This window comes from Streptomyces sp. SolWspMP-5a-2 (assembly GCF_900091845.1).
Taxonomy (GTDB): Bacteria; Actinomycetota; Actinomycetes; order Streptomycetales; family Streptomycetaceae; genus Streptomyces; species Streptomyces doudnae.
In genome coordinates, this window is the sequence record NZ_FMCI01000175.1 from 45,189 (window position 1) to 65,773 (window position 20,585).

Sequence of the window (20,585 nt, forward strand, 5' to 3'; positions counted from 1 at the left end):
CGCCGGACCGTGAGGGCACCAAACTGATCCTGTCGGCATTCCGGCCGACCGGCCTCGCCGGCATGGAAGCGCGCCGGCCGGGCCGGGACCCCGCGGCGAGCGCGCCCGACGTTTCCACAGCGCTCAGCGGCCGTGGCTGGGGCCGCTTCGGTGACCTTGATCCACGGCTACCGCCACGGCGCCGCCGAAGAACAGGACGCCGACGAGCAAGGGGATCGCGATATTCGCCACCTTCTTTCCGGTGAGGTCGATGCGCGCGACGCCGGGATTGCGGTCCAGGTAGCGCACCGGGACCTCGGCCCCCACGGGCAGATGCCTGACGCCTGACGCCTGTGCCTGGAAAGTGTGCCGGGCGCCGCCTGCGTCGGCGAACGTGATGACGGCGAACGTGGCGGTGCCGTCCCTTCCCGCAGAGTCGATGCGGTGGCGCACCACGCGTCCCCTGACGAGTGTTCCGTCGCGCTTCAGATGGCGTTGTGTCCGCGATTCCCGGAAGGCGAAGTAGAGGGCGAAGGATCCGGCTATGCCAAATATGACAACCATCGAAGCTGCCTCCTCGGGCGAGTGACGGACGTCGTGAGCCAGGCGGATCAGCCGCGCCACTGCATACCGTGGTGCCGCCGTAGCCGGTAGATCTCCCAGCACGCCACCGCGGTCACCGATACTGGTCCGCCTGTGACTGCGCAGAGCGCTATCGGTTCCGGAAACGGCGGAAGGTCGCCCGTCAACTGGCTGACGAGGACGAACACCCAGACCGCCGCACTCGTCGTCAGGGGCGGCAGGGCGGGATGGAGGGCGGAGAGGCTGAAAGCGTTGCGGACCGCCGGACCCGAGGCGAAACACACGAAGTGGACGGTCCACCAGAACGGCGTCCACAGAGCCAGCACGATCAGGTACGCGAGAAGCAGGGAGGTCTGTGCGACCGGCTCCAGCATTGCGCTCATGGCCAGGAGAGAACCGATGAGCAGCGCCGGCAAGAGAATCCAGGCGCCTGCGTACCCCAGGATCCTGAGGCCGGCGCTTTTGAAGTGGGTGCGCATGAGCCGCCTTCTGTGCGGCCGGGCTGCGCCGTAGAGTGCTCCCGCTACCAGTACTGCGCTTGCCAGGGCCAGCCACGGGGCGAGGTAGAGGCGCTGCAGGAACTGTTCCCACGCATCCGACATGCCGCCGTAGACGGCCAGCAGCCCGCCCGATACCACGAGGGCGACCCACGCCCTTACTCGCTGTGCCCTCAGTACGGGAACGTCTTCGACTCGCCCTTGTGGGCGCCAGGGAAAGAAGCGTCGGGCGACGCTGCGAGCCGACCTGGCAACCTCGTAGAAGAGTACGAGCGCGACCGTCAGCCACCACATGCACGGCACTAACAGCACGATCGCGACGGGCCGCAGGCTCCTGGACCGACGCCCTGCGAGGAGCTCGGACAGCCTGGGCCACTCGTCTTCACGCAGTAGCCGCCACAACGGTGCACCAGGAGGCGGGGTGGCCGGCCGTCTCGGCTGCCGGGGAGGGCAGGAGGGCGGCTGGGGCGAATTGCGTAAGGCCGGCTCCATGTCAGTCCCCTTCGTGGCGTACCCAAAATGGACGCGACGGGCTCACGAGCGGTTCCCGTCACATTCGCCCCGGGCCTCGGCACGTCAGATGTACTCCCCATGTCCTGCTGCCTCCGGCTGTTCCTTAGGGCTCGCAGAATGAGGTGTTTTCATCCTGACGCGGTCGCGAGGTGAAGGGTGAGGACGGACATGACGATCGCGGTGATGCGGTGGGTGCTGCAGCGTAGCTTGCGCAGGAGGCGCCAGTTCTTGCCGGAGCAGTAGGGGCGGTCGGCGGCGATTCGGTTGATCGGCAGCACGGTGCCGTCCAGGATGACGTACGCCTTCATGTGGGCCGTCCCCATCGCTTCGTCGAGTGTCGGCGCGAGCGCGGCCAGGACGTCGATCGCCTCGCGGACGTAGCGGTAGACGGTGGCGATCCCGATACCGAACCCGGCCGCGAGCTGGGCGTACGTGTCGCCGCACCGCAGATGGGCCAGGGCGGGCAGGGCCTGGCGCTGCGGAGTCAGCCGCCGTCATCGACTGCCTATCTCCCGACGTCGCGTATCCAGCACCTGACTCAGGTGACGCACGTGCACGGTGGGCAGATCGATGGCGGACGGGTAGACAAGCACACGGAGCTCCTGGAACGACGGTTGATCTTGGTCGACAACTCGTCTACCAGGAGCTTCGTCGTTCTGCAGATCCGTCCAACTCGCAGTCGCTCTCGCGAGGTTGGAAAAACCTCACTGGGAGGGTAGAGCCTTCCTCGCGCGGCCAGGGCGCCGCAGCCGCGTGTGGCGCTCGCCATGGACGGTGACCGGCGCGCGAGCGGAGCGAGCCCAGAGACGCGCGGCCGTAGGCCGCTCCCTAGGCGGACCCCGGCGGGCGCGCGGCCGCCGGGGGTGTCCGGGGTGTCCGGGGGTGCTAGCGCAGGTACGCCGGGGAGACCGCCGCCCGGAGTGTCCTGCGGGGTGCCCCCGTGCCGTCGGCCGGGATCTCGTACAGGTCCGCCCCGTAGTCGCCCGGCAGGGCGTAGACGAGGGTGCGCTCGTCCCGCCAGGCCGCCTGGTCGTCGACGCTGCGGGACTCCGCCACCGCCGTCTCCCGCAGGGTCCGCAGGTCGAGGACGTACAGCCGCCAGGGCGCGTCCGCCGGGAGGCCGGGCACCCGCTTCTTGTACGCGACGCGGGTTCCGTCCGGGGAGAGGGACGGGCACTCCACGTTCGCGTGCAGGGTCGTCACCGTGCGGGTCCGCAGATCGCCCCTGACCAGGTACGTGCGGCCCTTCGTGGCCAGCGTCGCGTAGAACGTGCGGTCGTCGGGCGCGAACGTCACGCCCCAGAAGTTGACGTCGGGCGCGCGGTACCCGTGCCCGTCCAGGACGATCCGGAACGCCTCAAGGGACGGCGTGAGGCGGCCCGTGCGGACGTCCACCAGCGCCGTGCGCGTGGAGAAGTCCGTGCCCGCGTACGAGTCGCCGCCCACGAACGCCGTCCACGCCACCCAGTGCCCGCTGGGCGAGACCCGGGCCCGGGACGGGATGCCGGGCACGTCGTAGCGGGCCCGCTCCCGCAGCCGCGCGTCCAGGACCAGGGCGCGGTAGCTGTCCGAGACCGCCCCGTGGACCGCCTGGAGGCAGAGCCCGGTGCCCGCCGCCGCGTGGAAGCGCAGGCACCGCACCCCCGACGCCGTGCGCGGCCCGGCCGGGGACGCCGCCGGGACCGTCGTCAGCTCGTCGCGGTGCGGGCCCCACGCCAGGTTGCGGAAGACCAGCGCGCCGGGGGCGTCCAGCGTCACCCGGCCCGAGGCGACCCGGGGGCCGTCCGGCGCGGCCCGGTCGCGCCGCTCCGCGCGCGCCGACGCGTGCTCCACGGCCGCCACCGCGATCCCCGCGAGCACGGCCAGCGCCGTCACCAGGACCAGGAGCCGGGTGCGGAGTGCGAGCGTCATGACGGGACCTTCCGGGTGGCGTCGGTGATGGTCATCGCCCGGCCGCCCTCGCGGGGCCCAGCGCGGTGAGGGCGTACGTCACGCAGAGGGCGAGCGCCGCCGCGGAGAGCGTCAGCGCCGTCCGGTCGCCCCACCACGTCCAGGCCGCCCCGAACGCCAGTGAGCAGGCGAAACGGGCCAGCGCCTGCCCCGTCTGGACCAGGGCGAGACCCGACGAGCGCAGCGCCCGCGGCACCCGTTCGGAGGCCGCCGCCATCAGCACGCCGTCGGTCGCCGCGTAGAACGTCCCGTGCAGCGCCAGCACCAGGTACGGCAGCGCGGGACCGTGCCACGGCGACAGCAGCAGCACGTAGACGAGCAGCAGCGCCCCGTGGCCCGCGAGGAACACCCGGCGGCTGCCCCAGCGGTCCGCGATCCGGCCGAGCGGCAGCGCCAGCAGCAGGAACGCGGCCGCCGTGCCCAGCGGGAGCAGCGCGAACCAGCGGTCGGGCACCCCCAGCCGGTGCTGGAGGAGCAGGTAGAGGAAGGAGTCGCTCACCGTGGCCAGCCCCAGCAGCAGCGCGCAGACCGCGAGACGGCGCAGCTCGCGGCGGCGCAGCAGGCCGAGGGCGGCCCGGAGCGTCGGACGCTCCCCGGCCGGGACGGGGGCCGGGGCGGGGGCCGGGGCGGGAGCGGGGGAAGAGGCGGGGGCGGCGGCGCGGCCCGCTGCCGGGGTGGGGGAGGGGACGAACAGGACCAGGACCAGGACGCCCGCCGACGCCACGCAGAAGCTCACCGTGAAGACCGCGTCGTAGCCGTCCACCGTCGCCCGCAGGACGAGGAACGCCGCGAGCGGGCCGAGCAGCGCGCCCGCGGTGTCCATCGCGCGGTGCGTCCCGAAGGCCCGGCCGCGCGTCTCCGGCGTGCTGGAGAGCGAGATCAGCGCGTCCCTGGGCGCCGTGCGCAGGCCCTTGCCGGTCCGGTCGGCGGCCAGGACCAGGCCGATCGGGGTGAGCGTGTGGGCGAGCAGCAGCAGCGGCTTGCAGACCGCCGAGAGGCCGTACCCGATCCCCGCCACCCACTTGTGCCGTCCGCCGCCCCGGTCCGCCAGATGGCCCCCGGCCAGCCGCACCAGCGCCGAGAAGCCGTTGTAGACACCGTCCAGGAGGCCGAAGCCCAGCGGGGAGAGGCCGAGGCCCGCCACCAGGTACAGCGGCAGCACGGCCGTGACCATCTCGGACGAGACGTCGGTGACCAGGCTGACCGTGCCGAGGGCGAGCACGGTGGGGGCGACCGCGGTGCGCCGCCGCCCGGCGCGGGTGGCCCGGGCGGCGTGCTCCGCGGACTCCGGCGCCGTCGCGCGGCTGTCCGCCACGTACACGTCAGGACGCCCAGATCCCGGTGATGTCCTTCGCGGTCGCCGCGTTGCCCGCGTGCGTGGTCAGGCCCTGGCCGTCCTCCAGGGTGCGCAGCAGGTCGTAGTGGTTGTACGTGGTCGCGCTGGACGATCCCGCGGTGACCTGCTGCCCGTACAGGACCGTCGGGATGCGGTTGCCGCTGAGCCGGTTGTCCTCGTCGAAGGTGACGACCAGCAGGCTGTTGTGGGTCCTGGCCCAGGTCGCGTACGCGCCGAGCTTGTTCTTCAGCCAGGTGTCGCCGGTGGCGACGGAGCAGTCGTGCATGTCGCCGCAGAGGTCGGGGACGACGAAGGAGACGTCGGGGAGGGTGCTGTAGTCGGTGGGGAACTGCGCGAAGGTGCGGGCCGTGGAGGTCGGGACGTTGGCGAAGCCGAACCAGGGGTTGTGCTTGCGCGCGTAGTTCCCGCTGGAGCAGGTGGTCGAGCCCTGGCTCGGCAGGGTCTCGTTGTAGCTGGCCCAGCTGCCGCCCGCGGCGATCACCTCGGAGGCGAGGTTCGCGGCCGAGGAGAAGCCGGGTGTGTAGCAGCTGTCGTCGGTGACGCCCTGGGTGGAGCCGGAGAAGAGGGCGAAGTAGTTGGGCTGGCTCGGGTGGGTCTCGGCGTACGCCTGGGTGAGGTTGGCGCCGCCGGACTTCAGGCTGTTGATGTAGGGCGCGCTGGAGGAGCCGATGACCTGGCTGTACGCGTGGTTCTCGAAGACGGCGACGACCACGTGGTCGGGGTGGGGGACGCCGGTCGCGGCGGACGCGGACGGGGAGCCGCCGAGCCCGGTCCACAGGCCGGCCGCGGCCGCGGTGAAGGCGAGCGCGGACGCCACGGCCGTACGGCCGCGACGGAACACGGGGGTGCGGGACACGGGGGTGCCGGACACATCAACCTCCGGAGGGGGGTGGGGCGGGGTTGGCGGTGCGGACTGAGCATGCACACGCCAACATGCCCGCGCCCCACGGCACCCAACCCGCCGGATGAAGACCCGGTGAACTGCTGCCCCCCCGACCGGCGGGGGAGCACCGCGAACGCGCGACCGGGGTGAGCGCTCGCCGTGAGCCGCCGCCGACGGGGGAGTGGGCCCTACGGTCACCCGGGGGATGGGGAAGCTTGGGGGGCTTGGGGCTGGGGTGCTTGGGACAGATGGGCAAAGGCCCGGCGGTCGGGTGCCCGGCGGTACGGCGTTCCGGTGGCCGGGTTGCCGACAGTGCAGTGGTCCGGCCGGAGGTCGCCCCGGCGGCAAGGGCGCCCCGCTCTCCGGGAACCCGTCGCGCCCGCCCCCCCGCCGGACTCCCCGTCGTCGCTCCAGCGCCTCCCACCAGCTCAGCCATTAGGCTCGTCCCCGTACGACCTTGATCCGAGGGAGGGCCGGGATGACGGCGCCGGGGCGCAGGAGCAGTACCTTCACGCGGCTGCTTCGGCACGGCTTCACCGATCCCTCCGCCGCCGAACGGCTCCTGGACAGCGCCGAACTGGCCGCCGTCCGCGACGACCCGGTGCTGCTTGAGGCACTCGGTGCCACCGCCGACCCCGATCTCGCCCTGCTCGGCCTGGTGCGGCTGCTGGAGGCGCAGCCCGGCTCCCTCGCCCGGCGGGAGCTGCTCGACACGGTGATAGCGGCCAAACCGCTGCGCGACCGCCTGCTCGGCGTCCTCGGGGCCTCCGCCGCGCTCGCCGACCACCTCGCCCGGCACCCCCGCGACTGGGAGGTGCTGGTCACCTACGAGCCCAGCGATCTGCACCCCGGTGTGCTGGAGTTCGAGCACGGGCTGGCCGAGGCCGCCGATCCCGTCGCGCTGCGCGTCGCCTACCGCCGCTGCCTGCTGTCCATCGCCGCCCGGGACGTCTGCGGCACCACCGACGTCCCGCAGACCGCCGCCGAACTCGCCGACCTCGCCACCGCCACCCTGCGCGCCGCCCTCGCCCTGGCGTCCGCCGCCGCCCCCGAGGACGCCGCGCTCTGCCGGCTCGCCGTGATCGCGATGGGCAAGTGCGGCGGCCACGAACTCAACTACGTCTCCGACGTCGACGTCATCTTCGTCGGCGAGGCGGCCGAGGGCGTCGACGAGGCGAAGGCGGTGCCCGCCGCCACCCGGCTCGCCGCGCACCTGATGCGGATCTGCTCCGAGACCACCGTCGAGGGCTCCATCTGGCCCGTCGACGCCAACCTCCGCCCCGAGGGCCGCAACGGGCCCCTCGTGCGCACCCTCAGCAGCCATCTCGCCTACTACCAGCGCTGGGCCAACACCTGGGAGTTCCAGGCCCTCCTGAAGGCCCGCCCGGTCGCGGGCGACCCCGACCTCGGCGCCGCCTACGTCGACGCCCTCGCCCCGCTGGTCTGGCAGGCGGCCGAACGCGAGAACTTCGTCGCCGACGTGCAGAAGATGCGCCGCCGGGTGGTCGAGAACATCCCGGTCGCCGAGATAGACCGCGAGCTGAAGCTCGGCCCCGGCGGGCTGCGCGACGTCGAATTCGCCGTCCAGATGCTCCAGTTGGTGCACGGCAGGGCCGACGCGACGCTGCGCAGCGGCACCACCCTGGACGCCCTGCAGGCGCTCGCCGCCGGTGGCTACGTGGGGCGGTCCGACGCCGTCCAGCTCGACGAGGCGTACCGCTTCCTGCGCTCCATGGAGCACCGCATCCAGCTGTACCGGCTGCGCCGCACCCACCTGGTGCCCGAGGACGAGGCCGACCAGCGGCGCATCGGGCGCTCGTTGGGCCTGCGCGCCGACCCGGTCGCCGAGCTGAACCGCGAGTGGCGGCGGCACGCGGGCGTGGTGCGCCGGCTGCACGAGAAGCTGTTCTACCGCCCGCTGCTCGACGCCGCCGCCCAACTCGCGCCCGGCGAAGTGCGGTTGAGTCCGAAGGCGGCCCGCGAACGGCTCGTCGCGCTCGGCTACGTCGATCCGGCCGCCGCGCTGCGGCACCTGGAGGCGCTGGCGTCCGGCGTGACCCGCAAGGCGGCGATCCAGCGGACCCTGCTGCCGGTGCTGCTCGGCTGGTTCGCGGACTCCGCCGACCCCGACGCCGGACTCCTCAACTTCCGCAACGTCTCGGACGCGTTGGGCAAGACGCCCTGGTACCTGCGGCTGCTGCGGGACGAGGGCGCCGCGGCCGAGAACCTCGCCCGGGTGCTCTCCGCCGGACGCCTCGCCCCCGACCTGCTGATGCGCGCCCCGGAGGCGGTCGCGCTGCTCGGCGGCGACCTCCAGCCGCGCGGGCGGGCCCCGTTGGAGCAGGAGGTGCTGGCCGCCGCGGGCCGCGCCGAGAACGCCGAGCAGGGCGTCACCGCGGCCCGCGGGGTGCGCCGCCGCGAGCTGTTCCGCACCGCGGCCTTCGACATCGTCGGCTCCTACGGCACCGAGACCAGGCCCGTCGAGGCGGACCAGGGAGCCCTGGTCGACGTGGTCGGCGCCGCGGTCTCCGACCTGACCGCGGCCACCCTCGCCGGGACCCTGCGCGCGGTGGTGCGCCGCGGCTGGGGCGACACCCTGCCGACCCGCTTCACCGTCATCGGCATGGGCCGCTTCGGCGGCCACGAACTCGGCTACGGCTCCGACGCGGACGTGCTCTTCGTGCACGAGCCGCGCGAGGGCGTCCCCGAGCGGGAGGCGTCCGACGCCGCCAACAAGGTCGTCTCCGAGATGCGCAGGCTGCTCCAGATCCCCAGCGCCGACCCGCCGCTGCTCATCGACGCGGACCTGCGTCCCGAGGGCAAGTCGGGGCCGCTGGTGCGGACGCTGAAGTCCTACGAGGCGTACTACCGCCGCTGGTCGCTGGTCTGGGAGTCCCAGGCGCTGCTGCGCGCCGAACCCGTCGCCGGTGACGCGGACCTGGGGCGCCGCTTCGTCGACCTGATCGCCCCCCTGCGCTACCCGCCGGAGGGCCTCGGCGAGGACGCCGTGCGGGAGATCCGGCGGCTGAAGGCGCGCATGGAGTCGGAGCGGCTGCCGCGCGGCACCGACCCCAAGCTCCACACCAAGCTGGGCCCCGGCGGCCTGTCGGACGTCGAGTGGACCGTGCAGCTGATCCAGATGCGGCACGGCTGGTCCGAGCCGGGCCTGCGCACCACCAGGACCCGGGAGGCGCTCGCCGCGGCCCGCGCGGCCGGTCTGCTGTCGACGGAGGACGCCGAGACCCTGGACGAGGCGTGGGTGCTGGCCACCCGGGTGCGCAACGCGGTGATGCTGGTGCGCGGCAGGGCCGGTGACACCTTCCCGACCGACGGGCGCGAACTCGCGGCGGTCGGACGGTACTTGGGGTACGGGCCCGGACACGTGGGCGACATGCTGGACGCCTACCGCCGCACCGCCCGCCGGGCCCGCACGGTCGTCGAGGACCTGTTCTACGGCGCCTGACACCGGGCCCGCGCCCGGCACGCGGCTCCTGGGCCCTGACGCCGTCCGGGACGTCCCTGGTCACGGTGGCGCCTCTGTCGCCGTCCGCCCCCCCGTCACCGCCAGGGGTGACACCCCGGCGACCGCACGTCACCGGGAGGGGTGAGCCGGGATCACGTGCGGTCGCGCTCGCGCGCCCCCGCGTCCGTCGGCTCCCGGTCGCGTGGTGGTGTCCGCTCCACCGTCCGCGGCAGCCGGTACGGCAGGGCGCCGTACCAGAGCCGGGACACCGTGAAGCCGAAGGCGAGACAGGCGACGCCGCCCACCGCGTCCAGCCAGAAGTGGTTCGCGGTCGAGACGATGACCAGCAGCGTCAGCGCCGGGTACAGCAGCCCCAGCACCCGCGCCCACGGCACGCTCGCCAGGGCGAAGATCGTCAGCCCGCACCACAGGGACCAGCCGATGTGCATGGACGGCATCGCGGCGTACTGGTTCGACATGTGCTTCAGATCGCCCGAGGCCATCGAACCCCAGGTCTGGTGGACCGCGACCGTGTCGACGAAGTCACCGCCCCGCATCAGCCGGGGCGGCGCGAGCGGGAACAGGTAGTAGCCGACCAGGGCCACGCCCGTGGTCGCGAACAGCACGAGCCGGGCCGCCGCGTAGCGGCCCGGATGACTGCGGTAGAGCCAGACCAGCACACCCAGCGTGATGACGAAGTGCAGTGTCGCGTAGTAGTAGTTCATCCCGACGATCAGCCAGGGCACCGAGTTCACCGCGTGGTTGACGGAATCCTCGACGGCGATCCCGAGGTCGTGCTCGATCCGCCAGATCCAGTCGGCGTTGCGCAGCGCCTCGGCCCGCTGCTCCGGAACCGCGTTGCGGATCAGGGAGTACGTCCAGTAACTCACCGCGATCAGCAGGATCTCGAACCAGAGCCGGGGGCGCCGCGGCGTACGCATCCGGCGCAGCAGATCCCGCCCTCTGCGGCCCGTGGCGGAGTCCGGGACGGCCACCGGTTCGCGGTCTTCCAGACTGGTCACGGTCGAGTCACCCATAGGCGTCAATTCTGCCAGAAACAGCTTCCCCCACCGATCATCCCCTGGTCGGGTCCGGGTCGCATGTCCTACGCCTGAAGGACCGTTGCGGCCCCCCTTCCGCGCGGTACGGAGGGCCCGTCGTCTCCGTCCTAGGGACGATTCCGCTCGCCGGGGGCCGACGCCGTGGAGCCGCGCACCACCAGTTCCGGCATGAACACGAACTCGCTGTGCGGGGCGGGCGTCCCGCCGATCTCCTCCAGGAGCGTGCGCACCGCCGCCTGCCCCATCGCGGGCACCGGCTTGCGGACCGTGGTCAGCGGCGGGTCGGTGAAGGCGATCAGCGGCGAGTCGTCGAAACCGACCACCGAGACATCCCGGGGGACCTCGTGGCCCCGCTGCCGCGCCGCCCGTATGGCACCCAGTGCCATCATGTCGCTGGCGCACACCACCGCCGTGCAGCCCCGCTCGATCAGCGCGGCCGTCGCGGCCTGCCCGCCCTCCAGCGTGTACAGCGAGTGCTGCACCAGCTCCGCCTCGATCTCCTGCGGGTTCAGGCCGAGTTGGTCCTGCATGGCGCGCACGAACCCGTCGATCTTGCGCTGCACGGGCACGAACCGCTTCGGGCCGAGGGCGAGTCCGATCCGGGTGTGGCCGAGGGAGACCAGGTGCGTCACCGCGAGCGTCATCGCGGCCCGGTCGTCCGGGGAGATGAAAGGTGCCTGCACCTTCGGCGAGAAGCCGTCCACGAGCACGTACGGCACGCCCTGCGCCCGCAGCCGCTCGTAGCGCTCCATGTCGGCGGTGGTGTCCGCGTGCAGCCCGGAGACGTAGATGATCCCGGCGACCCCGCGGTCCACCAGCATCTCGGTCAGCTCGTCCTCGGTGGACCCGCCCGGCGTCTGGGTGGCCAGCACCGGGGTGTAGCCCTGCCGGGTCAGCGCCTGCCCGATGACCTGGGCCAGCGCCGGGAAGATGGGGTTCTCCAGCTCCGGGGTGATCAGGCCGACCAGGCCCTCGCTGCGCTGGCGCAGCCGTACCGGGCGTTCGTAGCCCAGCACGTCGAGGGCGGCGAGCACGGACTGGCGGGTGGTGGCGGCGACGCCCGGCTTCCCGTTCAGGACGCGGCTGACGGTCGCTTCGCTCACCCCCGCCTGGGCGGCGATGTCGGCTAGCCGTGTGGTCACGGCACCGGACTGTACCGGTCGTCTCTGCCCTTGCACACCAATAGCGCGCCTGGTGCGGCCTGGTGGGCGGCCCGGTCCGGGCTGCTGGGTCATCGCACTCCCTCGTGAACATGATGGCAAGAGCTTGCAGAGTCTTGCACAACCGGTCCTTCGGCGCTCCACCGCCGTAAACAAGCGTCTCATGGCGATCGCCGACAGATCACACGCGGATAACTTCCGCATTCCCTTGCAATTTTTTTCAGCAAGGTCTTTCGCGCCGCTTACCTGGCTGTTACGTTCACGTTCGCCCGGTCGCCGCAACGGCGCAGTCGGCAAGTAGGCGGGGCGGCGGACGGGGCCGCCCCCGCACCACACGGGCTCACACCCTCAAGGAGAACTCATGCGGCGTGGCACAGCGGCCACAGCGCTGGTGGCGTCCCTCGCCCTCGCGGCGACGGCCTGCGGCGGGAGCGGAGACAGCGGCGACAAGGCGTCCGGGCCGGTGACGATCACCTGGTGGGACACCTCCAACGCCACCAACGAGGCGCCCACCTACAAGGCGCTCGTGAAGGAGTTCGAGGCCGCCCACAAGGACGTCAAGGTCAAGTACGTCAACGTCCCCTTCGACCAGGCGCAGAACAAGTTCGACACCGCCGCCGGTTCCCAGGGCGCCCCGGACATCCTGCGCTCCGAGGTCGGCTGGACCCCCGCCTTCGCCAAGAAGGGCTTCTTCCTGCCGCTCGACGGCACCGAGGCCCTCAAGGACCAGGCCCAGTTCCAGTCCAGCCTGATCACGCAGGCCCAGTACGAGGGCAAGACCTACGGCGTCCCGCTGGTCACCGACACCCTCGCCCTCGTCTACAACAAGGCCCTCTTCGCGAAGGCCGGTGTCGAGGCGCCCAAGACCTGGGACGACCTGCGGAAGGCCGCCGCCACCGTCAAGGAGAAGACCGGCGTCGACGGCTACTGGGGCTCCACCCAGGCCTACTACGCGCAGTCCTTCCTCTACGGCGAGGGCACCGACACCGTCGACGCCGCCGCCAAGAAGGTCACCGTCGACTCGCCCGCCGCGAAGAAGGCGTACGGCACCTGGCTGAGCCTCTTCGACGGCAAGGGCCTGCACAAAGCGGACACCACCGCCGACGCCTACGCCCACATCCAGGACGCGTTCGTCAACGGCAAGGTCGCCGCGATCGTCCAGGGCCCGTGGGAGATAACGAACTTCTACAAGGGCACCGCCTTCAAGGACAAGGCCAACCTCGGCATCGCCACCGTCCCGGCCGGTTCCACCGGCAAGGCGGGCGCCCCGACCGGCGGCCACAACCTGTCCGTCTACGCCGGTTCCGACGCCGCCCACCAGAAGGCCGCCCTGAAGTTCGTGAACTTCATGACGTCCGCGTCGTCCCAGTCGGCCATCGCGCTGAAGAACTCCACGCTGCCGACCCGCGACGACGCCTACACCGCCGAGGTCAAGGCCGACCCGGGCATCGCCGGGTTCCAGGGCGTCCTGGCCGCCGCGCAGCCGCGCCCGGCCCTGCCCGAGTACAGCTCCCTGTGGGGCCCGCTGGACACCGAGCTGCCCAAGATCGCCGGTGGCAAGGAGTCCCTGGACAAGGGTCTGGGCAACGCCGAACTCGCCATCGCCAAGCTGGTGCCCGACTTCAGCAAGTGACCGCGACGGCCGCCGGACCTCCCGAGGGGGAGGGGTCCGGCGGCCGTGCCCGGCCCACCCCCAGACCCGGACCACCCAGAAGGTTGTCGACCCATGACAGTCGCCATCGACCGCGCGACCGGCAAGCGCCACGGTGACCGCGCGCCCCGGCCCGGCCTCGGGCATCGCCTCAGGCACGGCTACCGGAAGCACTGGTACGCCTACGCGATGATCACGCCGGTCGCCGTCGTGCTCGGCGTCCTCGTGCTCTACCCCCTGCTGTACGGCCTCTACCTGACGCTCACCGACGCCAACAGCCTGAACACGGCCCGCACCATCGGCGTCAACCACATCGACGCCACCTACAAGTTCATCGGGCTCGACAACTACCAGGACATCCTGTTCGGCGCGACGGCGTACGACCGCTTCTGGTCGCACTTCCTCTGGACGATCGCCTGGACCGCCGTCTGCGTCGCCCTGCACTACACCATCGGCCTCGGCCTCGCCCTGCTGCTCAACCAGAAGCTGCGCGGACGCACCGCCTACCGGCTGATCCTGATCCTGCCGTGGGCCGTGCCCACGTTCGTCACCGTCTTCGGCTGGCGCTTCATGCTCGCCGACGGGGGCGTCCTCAACTCGTTCCTGCACGCCCTGCACCTGCCCGAGCCCAACTGGCTGGAGGACACCTCCTGGCAGCGGTTCGCCGCCATCATGGTCAACACCTGGTGCGGGGTGCCGTTCATGATGGTCTCGCTCCTCGGCGGGCTCCAGGCCATCGACGCCTCCCTCTACGAGGCCGCCGAGATGGACGGCGCCGGCCCCTGGCAGCGCTTCAGGCACGTCACCCTGCCCGGTCTGCGCCCGGTCGCCGCCACCGTCGTCCTGCTCGGCATCATCTGGACGTTCAACCAGTTCGCCGTCATCTTCCTGCTCTTCGGCAACACCGCGCCGGACGCGCAGATCCTGGTCACCTGGGCCTACTACCTCGGCTTCGGACAGCAGCCGCGCGACTTCGCGCAGTCCGCCGCCTACGGCATCCTGCTGCTGGCCATCCTGATCGTCTTCACCTCCTTCTACCGCCGCTGGCTGAACCGCAACGACCAGCAGCTCGCGATCTGAGGCGGGAGCCCCATGAGTACGACCACCGTCGAGACCCCCGCCGCGGCGACCGCGCCCGGCGCCCCCGGCACCCGGCGGCGCCCGGCCCGCAGGCGCGGCGAGAACACCCCGCTGGGCAGCCTCGTCTCCCACGGCGTCCTGATCGCCGCCAGCCTGATCGCGCTGTTCCCGATCGCCTGGCTGGTCTTCCTCTCGCTCGGCCCGGACAAGGACGACTACCTCCACCCGGCCGGCATCTGGCGGAAGATGACCTTCGCCAACTACGCGTTCGTGCTCCAGCACACCGAGTTCTTCGACTGGCTGAAGAGTTCGCTGATCGTCTCGCTCGGCACCACCGTCATCGGGGTGCTGATCGCCGCGACCACCGGCTACGCCGTCTCGCGCATGCGCTTCCCCGGCTACCGGAAGTTCATGTGGGTCCTGCTGGTCACCCAGATGTTCCCGGTCGCCGTGCTGATGGTGCCGATGTACCAGATCCTCTCCGACCTGCGGCTCGTCGACAGCTACCTCGGCCTGGTCCTGGTCTACTGCACCACCGCCGTGCCGTACTGCGCCTGGCTGCTCAAGGGGTACTTCGACACCATCCCGTTCGAGATCGACGAGGCCGGACGCGTCGACGGGCTCTCGCCGTTCGGCACCTTCGCCCGGCTGATCCTGCCGCTGGCCCGGCCCGGCCTCGCGGTCGCCGCGTTCTACAGCTTCCTCACCGCCTTCGGCGAGGTCGCCTTCGCCTCGACGTTCATGCTGTCCGACACCAAGTACACCTTCGCCGTCGGCCTGCAGACCTTCGTCAGCGAGCACGACGCCCAGCGCAACCTGATGGCGGCCACCGCGGTGCTGATCGCGATACCCGTCTCCGCGTTCTTCTACCTCGTGCAGAAGAACCTGGTCACCGGCCTCACCGCGGGCGGCACGAAGGGCTGACCCGCCCGCCGCCCCACGCCCCACCCCGACGACCGATGACTCCGTCATCTGCAAGGACGACATGAGCCAGCACTCCGCCGACCCGGCCCCCCACTCCACCGTCGCCACCGTCACGGGGCGCCGCGACTGGTGGCGGGACGCGGTGATCTACCAGGTCTACCCCCGCAGCTTCGCCGACGGCGACGGCGACGGCATGGGCGACCTGGCGGGCATCCGCTCCCGCCTCCCGTACCTGCGCGACCTGGGCGTGGACGCCGTCTGGCTGAGCCCCTTCTACGCCTCCCCGCAGGCCGACGCGGGCTACGACGTCGCCGACTACCGCGCCGTCGACCCGATGTTCGGCACCCTCCTGGACGCCGACGCGCTGATCCGCGACGCCCACACGCTGGGGCTGCGGATCATCGTCGACCTCGTCCCCAACCACTCCTCGGACCAGTACGACTGGTTCAGGCGGGCCCTCGCCGAGGGACCGGGCTCCCCGCTGCGCGAGCGCTACCACTTCCGCGCCGGCCGCGGCGAGAACGGCGAACTCCCGCCCAACGACTGGGAGTCCGTCTTCGGCGGCCCGGCCTGGACCCGGGTCGAGGACGGCGAGTGGTACCTGCACCTTTTCGCGCCCGAGCAGCCCGACTTCAACTGGGAACACCCCGCCGTCGGCGACGAGTTCCGCTCCATCCTGCGGTTCTGGCTCGACATGGGCGTCGACGGCTTCCGGATCGACGTCGCCCACGGGCTGGTCAAGGCGGCGGGGCTGCCCGACCTCGGCTCCCACGACCAGCTCAAGCTGCTGGGCAACGATGTCACCCCGTTCTTCGACCAGGACGGCGTGCACGCGATCTACCGCCAGTGGCGCACGATCCTCGACGAGTACTCGGGCGAGCGCGTCTTCGTCGCCGAGGCGTGGACGCCGACCGTCGAGCGCACCGCCCACTACGTCCGCCCCGACGAGCTGCACCAGGCGTTCAACTTCCAGTACCTGACGACCGAGTGGGACGCCGGGGAGCTGCGCACCGTGGTCGACCGCACCCTGGAGGCGATGCGCCCGGTCGGCGCCCCCGCCACCTGGGTGCTCTCCAACCACGACGTCACTAGGCACGCCACCCGGTTCGCCAACCCGCCCGGCCTCGGCACCCAGATCCGCACCGCGGGCGACCGCGGACTCGGCCTGCGCCGGGCCCGCGCCGCCACCCTGCTGATGCTGGCCCTGCCCGGCTCCGCCTACGTCTACCAGGGCGAGGAGCTGGGCCTGCCGGACGTCGTCGACCTCCCCGACGAGGTGCGCCAGGACCCCGCCTACTTCCGCGGCGCGGGCCAGGACGGCTTCCGCGACGGCTGCCGGGTGCCGATCCCGTGGACCCGCGAGGGCACGTCCTACGGCTTCGGCACGGGCGGGAGCTGGCTGCCGCAGCCCGACTCCTGGGCCGAGCTGAGCGTCGAGGCGCAGACCGGCGTGCCCGGCTCCACGCTGGAGCTGTACCGCGCCGCCCTCGCCGTCCGGCGGGCCCAGGCCGACCTGGGCGCGGGGGACGCGGTGGAGTGGCTGCGCGCGCCCGAGGGCGTACTGGCCTTCCGGCGCGGGGAGTTCGTCTGCGTCGCCAACACCGGCAGCGGGTCGGTCACCGTGCCGATGCGCGGCCGGGTGCTGCTGGCCAGCGGCGAGATCGCCGAGTCGGACGGCGAGGCGAAGCTGCCCGCCGACACCACCCTCTGGTGGACCGAGGCCACCGGCTGAGCCGGGGCGCCTGAAACTTCTTCCATCAACTTCCGTCGGCCCGCTGCCTTTTCAGGCGGCGGGCCTTTAGCATCTGCGCAACCGCAAGGTTTCCAGAAGTTTTCTGCAAGAGCCTTCAACGGAGAAGGAACCCCCACATGGCCAGAACCAGAGCGCTTTCGGGTGCCGTCGCCCTCGCCGCTGCCGCCGCCGTCATGGCCCCCGGTACCGCCGAGGCCGCCCCGCCCGGCACCAAGGACGTCACCGCCGTCCTCTTCGAGTGGAACTTCGCCTCGGTCGCCAGGGAGTGCACCACCACCCTCGGCCCGGCCGGCTACGGGTACGTCCAGGTCTCACCGCCCGCCGAGCACATACAGGGCGCGCAGTGGTGGACGTCGTACCAGCCGGTGTCGTACAAGATCGCGGGTCGGCTCGGGGACCGGGCCGCCTTCCAGAACATGGTGAACACCTGTCACGCGGCCGGGGTGAAGGTCGTCGCCGACGCGGTGATCAACCACATGTCGGCGGGCAGCGGCACCGGCACCGGCGGCTCCTCGTACACCAAGTACTCCTACCCGGGCCTGTACTCCTCGTACGACTTCGACGACTGCACCGCGCAGGTCAGCAACTACCAGGACCGCTGGAACGTCCAGCACTGCGAACTCGTGGGCCTCGCCGACCTCGACACCGGTGAGGAGTACGTCCGCAAGACGATCGCCGGGTACCTCAACGACCTGCTCTCGCTGGGCGTCGACGGCTTCCGGATCGACGCGGCCAAGCACATCGACACCGCCGACCTCGCCAACATCAAGTCCCGGCTGACCAATCCGTCCGTGTACTGGAAGCAGGAGGTCATCTACGGCGCGGGCGAGGCCGTCCAGCCCACCGAGTACACCGGCAACGGCGACGTCCAGGAGTTCCGCTACGCCTACGACCTCAAGCGGGTCTTCAACTCCGAGAAGCTCGCCTACCTGAAGAACTACGGCGAGGGCTGGGGGTACCTGAACGGCTCGGTGGCCGGGGTCTTCGTCGACAACCACGACACCGAGCGCAACGGCTCCACCCTCAACTACAAGGACGGCGCCAACTACACGCTGGCCAACGTCTTCATGCTCGCCCACCCGTACGGCGCCCCGGACGTCAACTCCGGCTACGAGTGGTCGGACGCGGACGCCGGACCGCCCAACGGGGGCTCGGTGAGCGCCTGCTGGCAGAACGGCTGGAAGTGCCAGCACGCCTGGCCCGAGATCAGGTCCATGGTCGCCTTCCGCAACGCCACCCGCGGCCAGGCGATGACCGACTGGTGGGACAACGGCGGCAACGCGATCGCCTTCGGCCGGGGCGCCAAGGGCTTCGTGGCCGTCAACCACGAGTCGGGCTCGCTCAGCCGCACCTACCAGACGTCGCTGCCCGCCGGGACGTACTGCAACGTGCAGAACAACACGACGGTGACGGTGAACTCCGGTGGGCAGTTCACCGCCACCCTGGGCGGCAACACGGCGCTGGCGGTCTACGCCGGCCGGTCGAGCTGCTGAGCCCGGACTACTTCCAGGTGTCGCTCACGCTGTAGCCGGACGAACCGCCCGTCGTGTACGCGCGGTTCGTCCCGGACTCCCAGGTCACGTTCCCGGCCGCGTCCTTCTTCAGGTACTTGTAGGCGAAGGCCGTGTTCCGGGGCACGATCACCAGCCTGCGCCAGGTCGGGTAGGTCTGCGCGGAGAGCGGGATCGCGTCGGCCGGGTTCCAGGACCCGAGCGACGCGATCGAGCCGACGACGTAGACGCTTGTGCCGGACGCGGTGGTCGCGGTCTCGGCGAAGGTGACGTCGGTGGCGTCGGCGTCGGCCACGTTCCAGGAGTTGCGCAGGGTGAGCGCCGACGTCGCCGCCGGGGCGCTCCGGTTGGCGTTCGACTCCCAGGTCACGTTCCCGGCGGCGTCCTTCTTCAGGTACTTGTAGGCGAAGGCGGTGCCGGCCGGCACGTCCACGGTGCCGGACCAGACCGGGTAGCCGCCTGCGGAGAGCCGGACGGCCTTCGCGGGGTCCCAGCCGCCGAGCGCGGCGATCGAGCCGACCACGTACACGTCGGTGCCCGGGGTGGTGGACGCGTAGGACTCGAAGGTCGCGCCGACCGTGGAGGTGCCGCCGCCGCCCGGCTCCCCGCAGCCGACCGTGCAGGTGTAGGAGGAGTCGAAGAACGCCACCGCGCTCCTGGCGGGCAGGGTGATGGTGGCGCTGCCTCCGGAGACGGTGACCGTGCTCGCGCCGCCGTCCACCACGTTCTTGTAGGTGCCGTCGGCCATCCCGGTGGTGAAGCTCTGACTCTGCGCCGAGGAGCCGTTGTTGAGGGCGAAGAAGCCCGCCCCCGAGCGGCCGAAGCCGATCACCGAGGAGGACTTGGTCTGCCAGTCGGAGACGGCGGCGGAGCCCGTCGCGTTGTGCCAGGCGACCATGCCGATCACCCCGGTGTCCCGGTCCAGGCAGTACCAGGTGCTCGCGGAGCAGTCGGTGGCGGTGACGAAGCCGCCGGAGTTCGGCGGCGCCTGGTCGCTCTGCGTCCACTGCCAGCTCGCGTAGACGGTCGGTGTGGACCACTTGTAGGCGAGCTGGAAGAGGTTGGCGAGCCGGTAGGCGTCGCCGTCCTTGTACGAGAGGTGCAGGCCGTTGCGCTCGGTGTCGTGGTTGGTCACGAAGGAGACGGAGTCGGCCGCCGGGAGGATCCCGGAGGAGGGGAGGTTCGCCAGGTCGCCGACGCTGCCCTGGAAGGCCGACTTCAAGCGGCTGGCATAGGTGAAGTCCAGGACGTCCCCGGTGGGGTAGTAGTCGGCGGGCTGCGGGGTGGACCCGGGGTAGACCTCCTGGAAGACGTACGGCGCCGCCCCGGCGGTCGTGGCGGTCAGCTTCGACTCGATCGCCGCGAGGTCAGCCGCGGGGATGTGCTTGGCCGCGTCGATCCGGAACCCGTCGACGCCCAGGGCGAGTTGGCTGTTGAGGAAGTCCGCGATGCCCGCCCGCACGCTGTCCGAGCCGGTGCGCAGGTCGGGCAGGCCGAGCAGTTCGCAGTTCTGCACCTGGGTGAGGTTGCCGTAGTCCTGGACGGTGAGGTCCGAGGTGGGGCAGTCGGACGCGTCGTGGTAGTCGCCGCGGCTCCACTCCGGGGTCACGTACTTGTTGCTCAGCGTGGTGCCGTGGTAGCCGGTGCCGGTCTGCGCGGCCGTGTGGTTGACGACCGCGTCGGTGTAGACCTTCACCCCGGCCGCGTGGCAGGCGCCGACCATCGCCGCGAACTGCGCCTCGGTGCCGAACCGGCTGTCGAGGTCGTAGGAGTAGGGCTGGTAGGCGTCCCACCAGTAGAACGCGGGCTGCTTGAGGGACTCGGACGGGGGCGCCACCTGGACCGCGCCGTAACCGGCCGGGCCCAGCACGCCGGTGCACTCGGCGGCGACGGAAGTCCAGTTCCACTCCCAGAGGTTGGCGATCACGTCGCCCTTGACGGTGGTCTCCGCGCGGGCGGGCGGCGCGGGCAGCGCGACCGCTCCGGCCAGCGCGAGAGCGCCCGCCGCGGCGGCGGTCACGGTGCGGCGCAGCACACCCGGGGACCGGTGTCTGGTGGTCATATGCGGCTCCGTAGAAGGGGGTTGGGGTTCACTGCCGGGTTCGACAACCCGTGAGCGTGGGGCAGCGGGGGAGGGTCGTCAAGGCTGTCGTTGAAAATTCTTGCCGTGGGTTGCAGACCTCTTGCTGCAACCCTTGCGGCACCGGTAGCGTCGCGCGGG

At 71.6% G+C, this 20,585-nt stretch carries 14 protein-coding genes and 1 pseudogene; 6 read left to right on the plus strand and 9 right to left on the minus strand.

Annotated features, from left to right (window positions below; all coding sequences use genetic code 11):
* Positions 1-123 precede the first annotated feature (123 nt).
* From GA0115242_RS18135 to GA0115242_RS18160, 6 genes and pseudogenes are all read right to left on the minus strand, one after another.
* Positions 124-543, minus strand: a complete 420-nt coding sequence (locus tag GA0115242_RS18135; protein ID WP_093829815.1) for a DUF3592 domain-containing protein — start codon at positions 541-543, stop codon at positions 124-126.
* Positions 544-590: 47 nt separating this feature from the next.
* Positions 591-1,352, minus strand: coding sequence for a hypothetical protein (locus GA0115242_RS18140; protein ID WP_202555466.1), 762 nt, complete (start codon positions 1,350-1,352; stop codon positions 591-593).
* Positions 1,353-1,699: 347 nt separating this feature from the next.
* Positions 1,700-2,164 (minus strand): annotated as a pseudogene (locus tag GA0115242_RS18145) (transposase family protein).
* Positions 2,165-2,456: 292 nt separating this feature from the next.
* Positions 2,457-3,482, minus strand: a complete 1,026-nt coding sequence (locus GA0115242_RS18150; RefSeq protein ID WP_093829717.1) for a TolB family protein — start codon at positions 3,480-3,482, stop codon at positions 2,457-2,459.
* Positions 3,483-3,513: 31 nt separating this feature from the next.
* Positions 3,514-4,842 (minus strand): MFS transporter, encoded by a 1,329-nt coding sequence (locus GA0115242_RS18155; protein WP_176729847.1) that lies wholly within the window; start codon positions 4,840-4,842, stop codon positions 3,514-3,516.
* 1 nt (position 4,843) lies between these two features.
* Complete coding sequence (locus GA0115242_RS18160; RefSeq protein WP_370672296.1) at positions 4,844-5,719, minus strand: alkaline phosphatase family protein; 876 nt, start codon at positions 5,717-5,719, stop codon at positions 4,844-4,846.
* 520 nt (positions 5,720-6,239) lie between these two features.
* Here GA0115242_RS18160 and GA0115242_RS18165 point away from each other — a divergent pair.
* Complete coding sequence (locus tag GA0115242_RS18165) at positions 6,240-9,224, plus strand: bifunctional [glutamine synthetase] adenylyltransferase/[glutamine synthetase]-adenylyl-L-tyrosine phosphorylase (RefSeq protein WP_093829719.1); 2,985 nt, start codon at positions 6,240-6,242, stop codon at positions 9,222-9,224.
* A gap of 152 nt (positions 9,225-9,376) precedes the next feature.
* Here GA0115242_RS18165 and GA0115242_RS18170 read toward each other — a convergent pair whose 3' ends face one another.
* Both GA0115242_RS18170 and GA0115242_RS18175 read right to left on the minus strand, forming a co-directional pair.
* Entirely contained in the window at positions 9,377-10,261 is an 885-nt protein-coding gene (locus tag GA0115242_RS18170) for a phosphatase PAP2 family protein (protein ID WP_093829721.1), read from the minus strand.
* Between the two features lie 131 nt (positions 10,262-10,392).
* Positions 10,393-11,427 (minus strand): LacI family DNA-binding transcriptional regulator, encoded by a 1,035-nt coding sequence (locus GA0115242_RS18175; protein ID WP_093829723.1) that lies wholly within the window; start codon positions 11,425-11,427, stop codon positions 10,393-10,395.
* Between the two features lie 379 nt (positions 11,428-11,806).
* On the opposite strand from GA0115242_RS18175, the gene GA0115242_RS18180 reads away from it, so the two are divergent.
* The 5 genes from GA0115242_RS18180 (at position 11,807) to GA0115242_RS18200 (ending at position 18,346) form a co-directional block, all read left to right on the plus strand.
* Complete coding sequence (locus GA0115242_RS18180; RefSeq protein WP_093829725.1) at positions 11,807-13,078, plus strand: extracellular solute-binding protein; 1,272 nt, start codon at positions 11,807-11,809, stop codon at positions 13,076-13,078.
* Positions 13,079-13,171: 93 nt separating this feature from the next.
* The gene (locus tag GA0115242_RS18185; RefSeq protein ID WP_093829727.1) at positions 13,172-14,176 is read left to right on the plus strand and encodes a carbohydrate ABC transporter permease; all 1,005 of its coding nucleotides are present in this window, start codon (positions 13,172-13,174) and stop codon (positions 14,174-14,176) included.
* Positions 14,177-14,188: 12 nt separating this feature from the next.
* The gene (locus GA0115242_RS18190) at positions 14,189-15,100 is read left to right on the plus strand and encodes a sugar ABC transporter permease (protein WP_093829729.1); all 912 of its coding nucleotides are present in this window, start codon (positions 14,189-14,191) and stop codon (positions 15,098-15,100) included.
* 61 nt (positions 15,101-15,161) lie between these two features.
* Complete coding sequence (locus GA0115242_RS18195; RefSeq protein WP_093829731.1) at positions 15,162-16,832, plus strand: glycoside hydrolase family 13 protein; 1,671 nt, start codon at positions 15,162-15,164, stop codon at positions 16,830-16,832.
* Positions 16,833-16,969: 137 nt separating this feature from the next.
* Entirely contained in the window at positions 16,970-18,346 is a 1,377-nt protein-coding gene (locus GA0115242_RS18200; RefSeq protein WP_176729848.1) for an alpha-amylase, read from the plus strand.
* 7 nt (positions 18,347-18,353) lie between these two features.
* Here the strand turns inward: GA0115242_RS18200 and GA0115242_RS18205 are convergent, their stop codons facing one another.
* Positions 18,354-20,426, minus strand: a complete 2,073-nt coding sequence (locus tag GA0115242_RS18205) for a carbohydrate-binding module family 20 domain-containing protein (RefSeq protein WP_093829733.1) — start codon at positions 20,424-20,426, stop codon at positions 18,354-18,356.
* Positions 20,427-20,585: the final 159 nt, after the last annotated feature.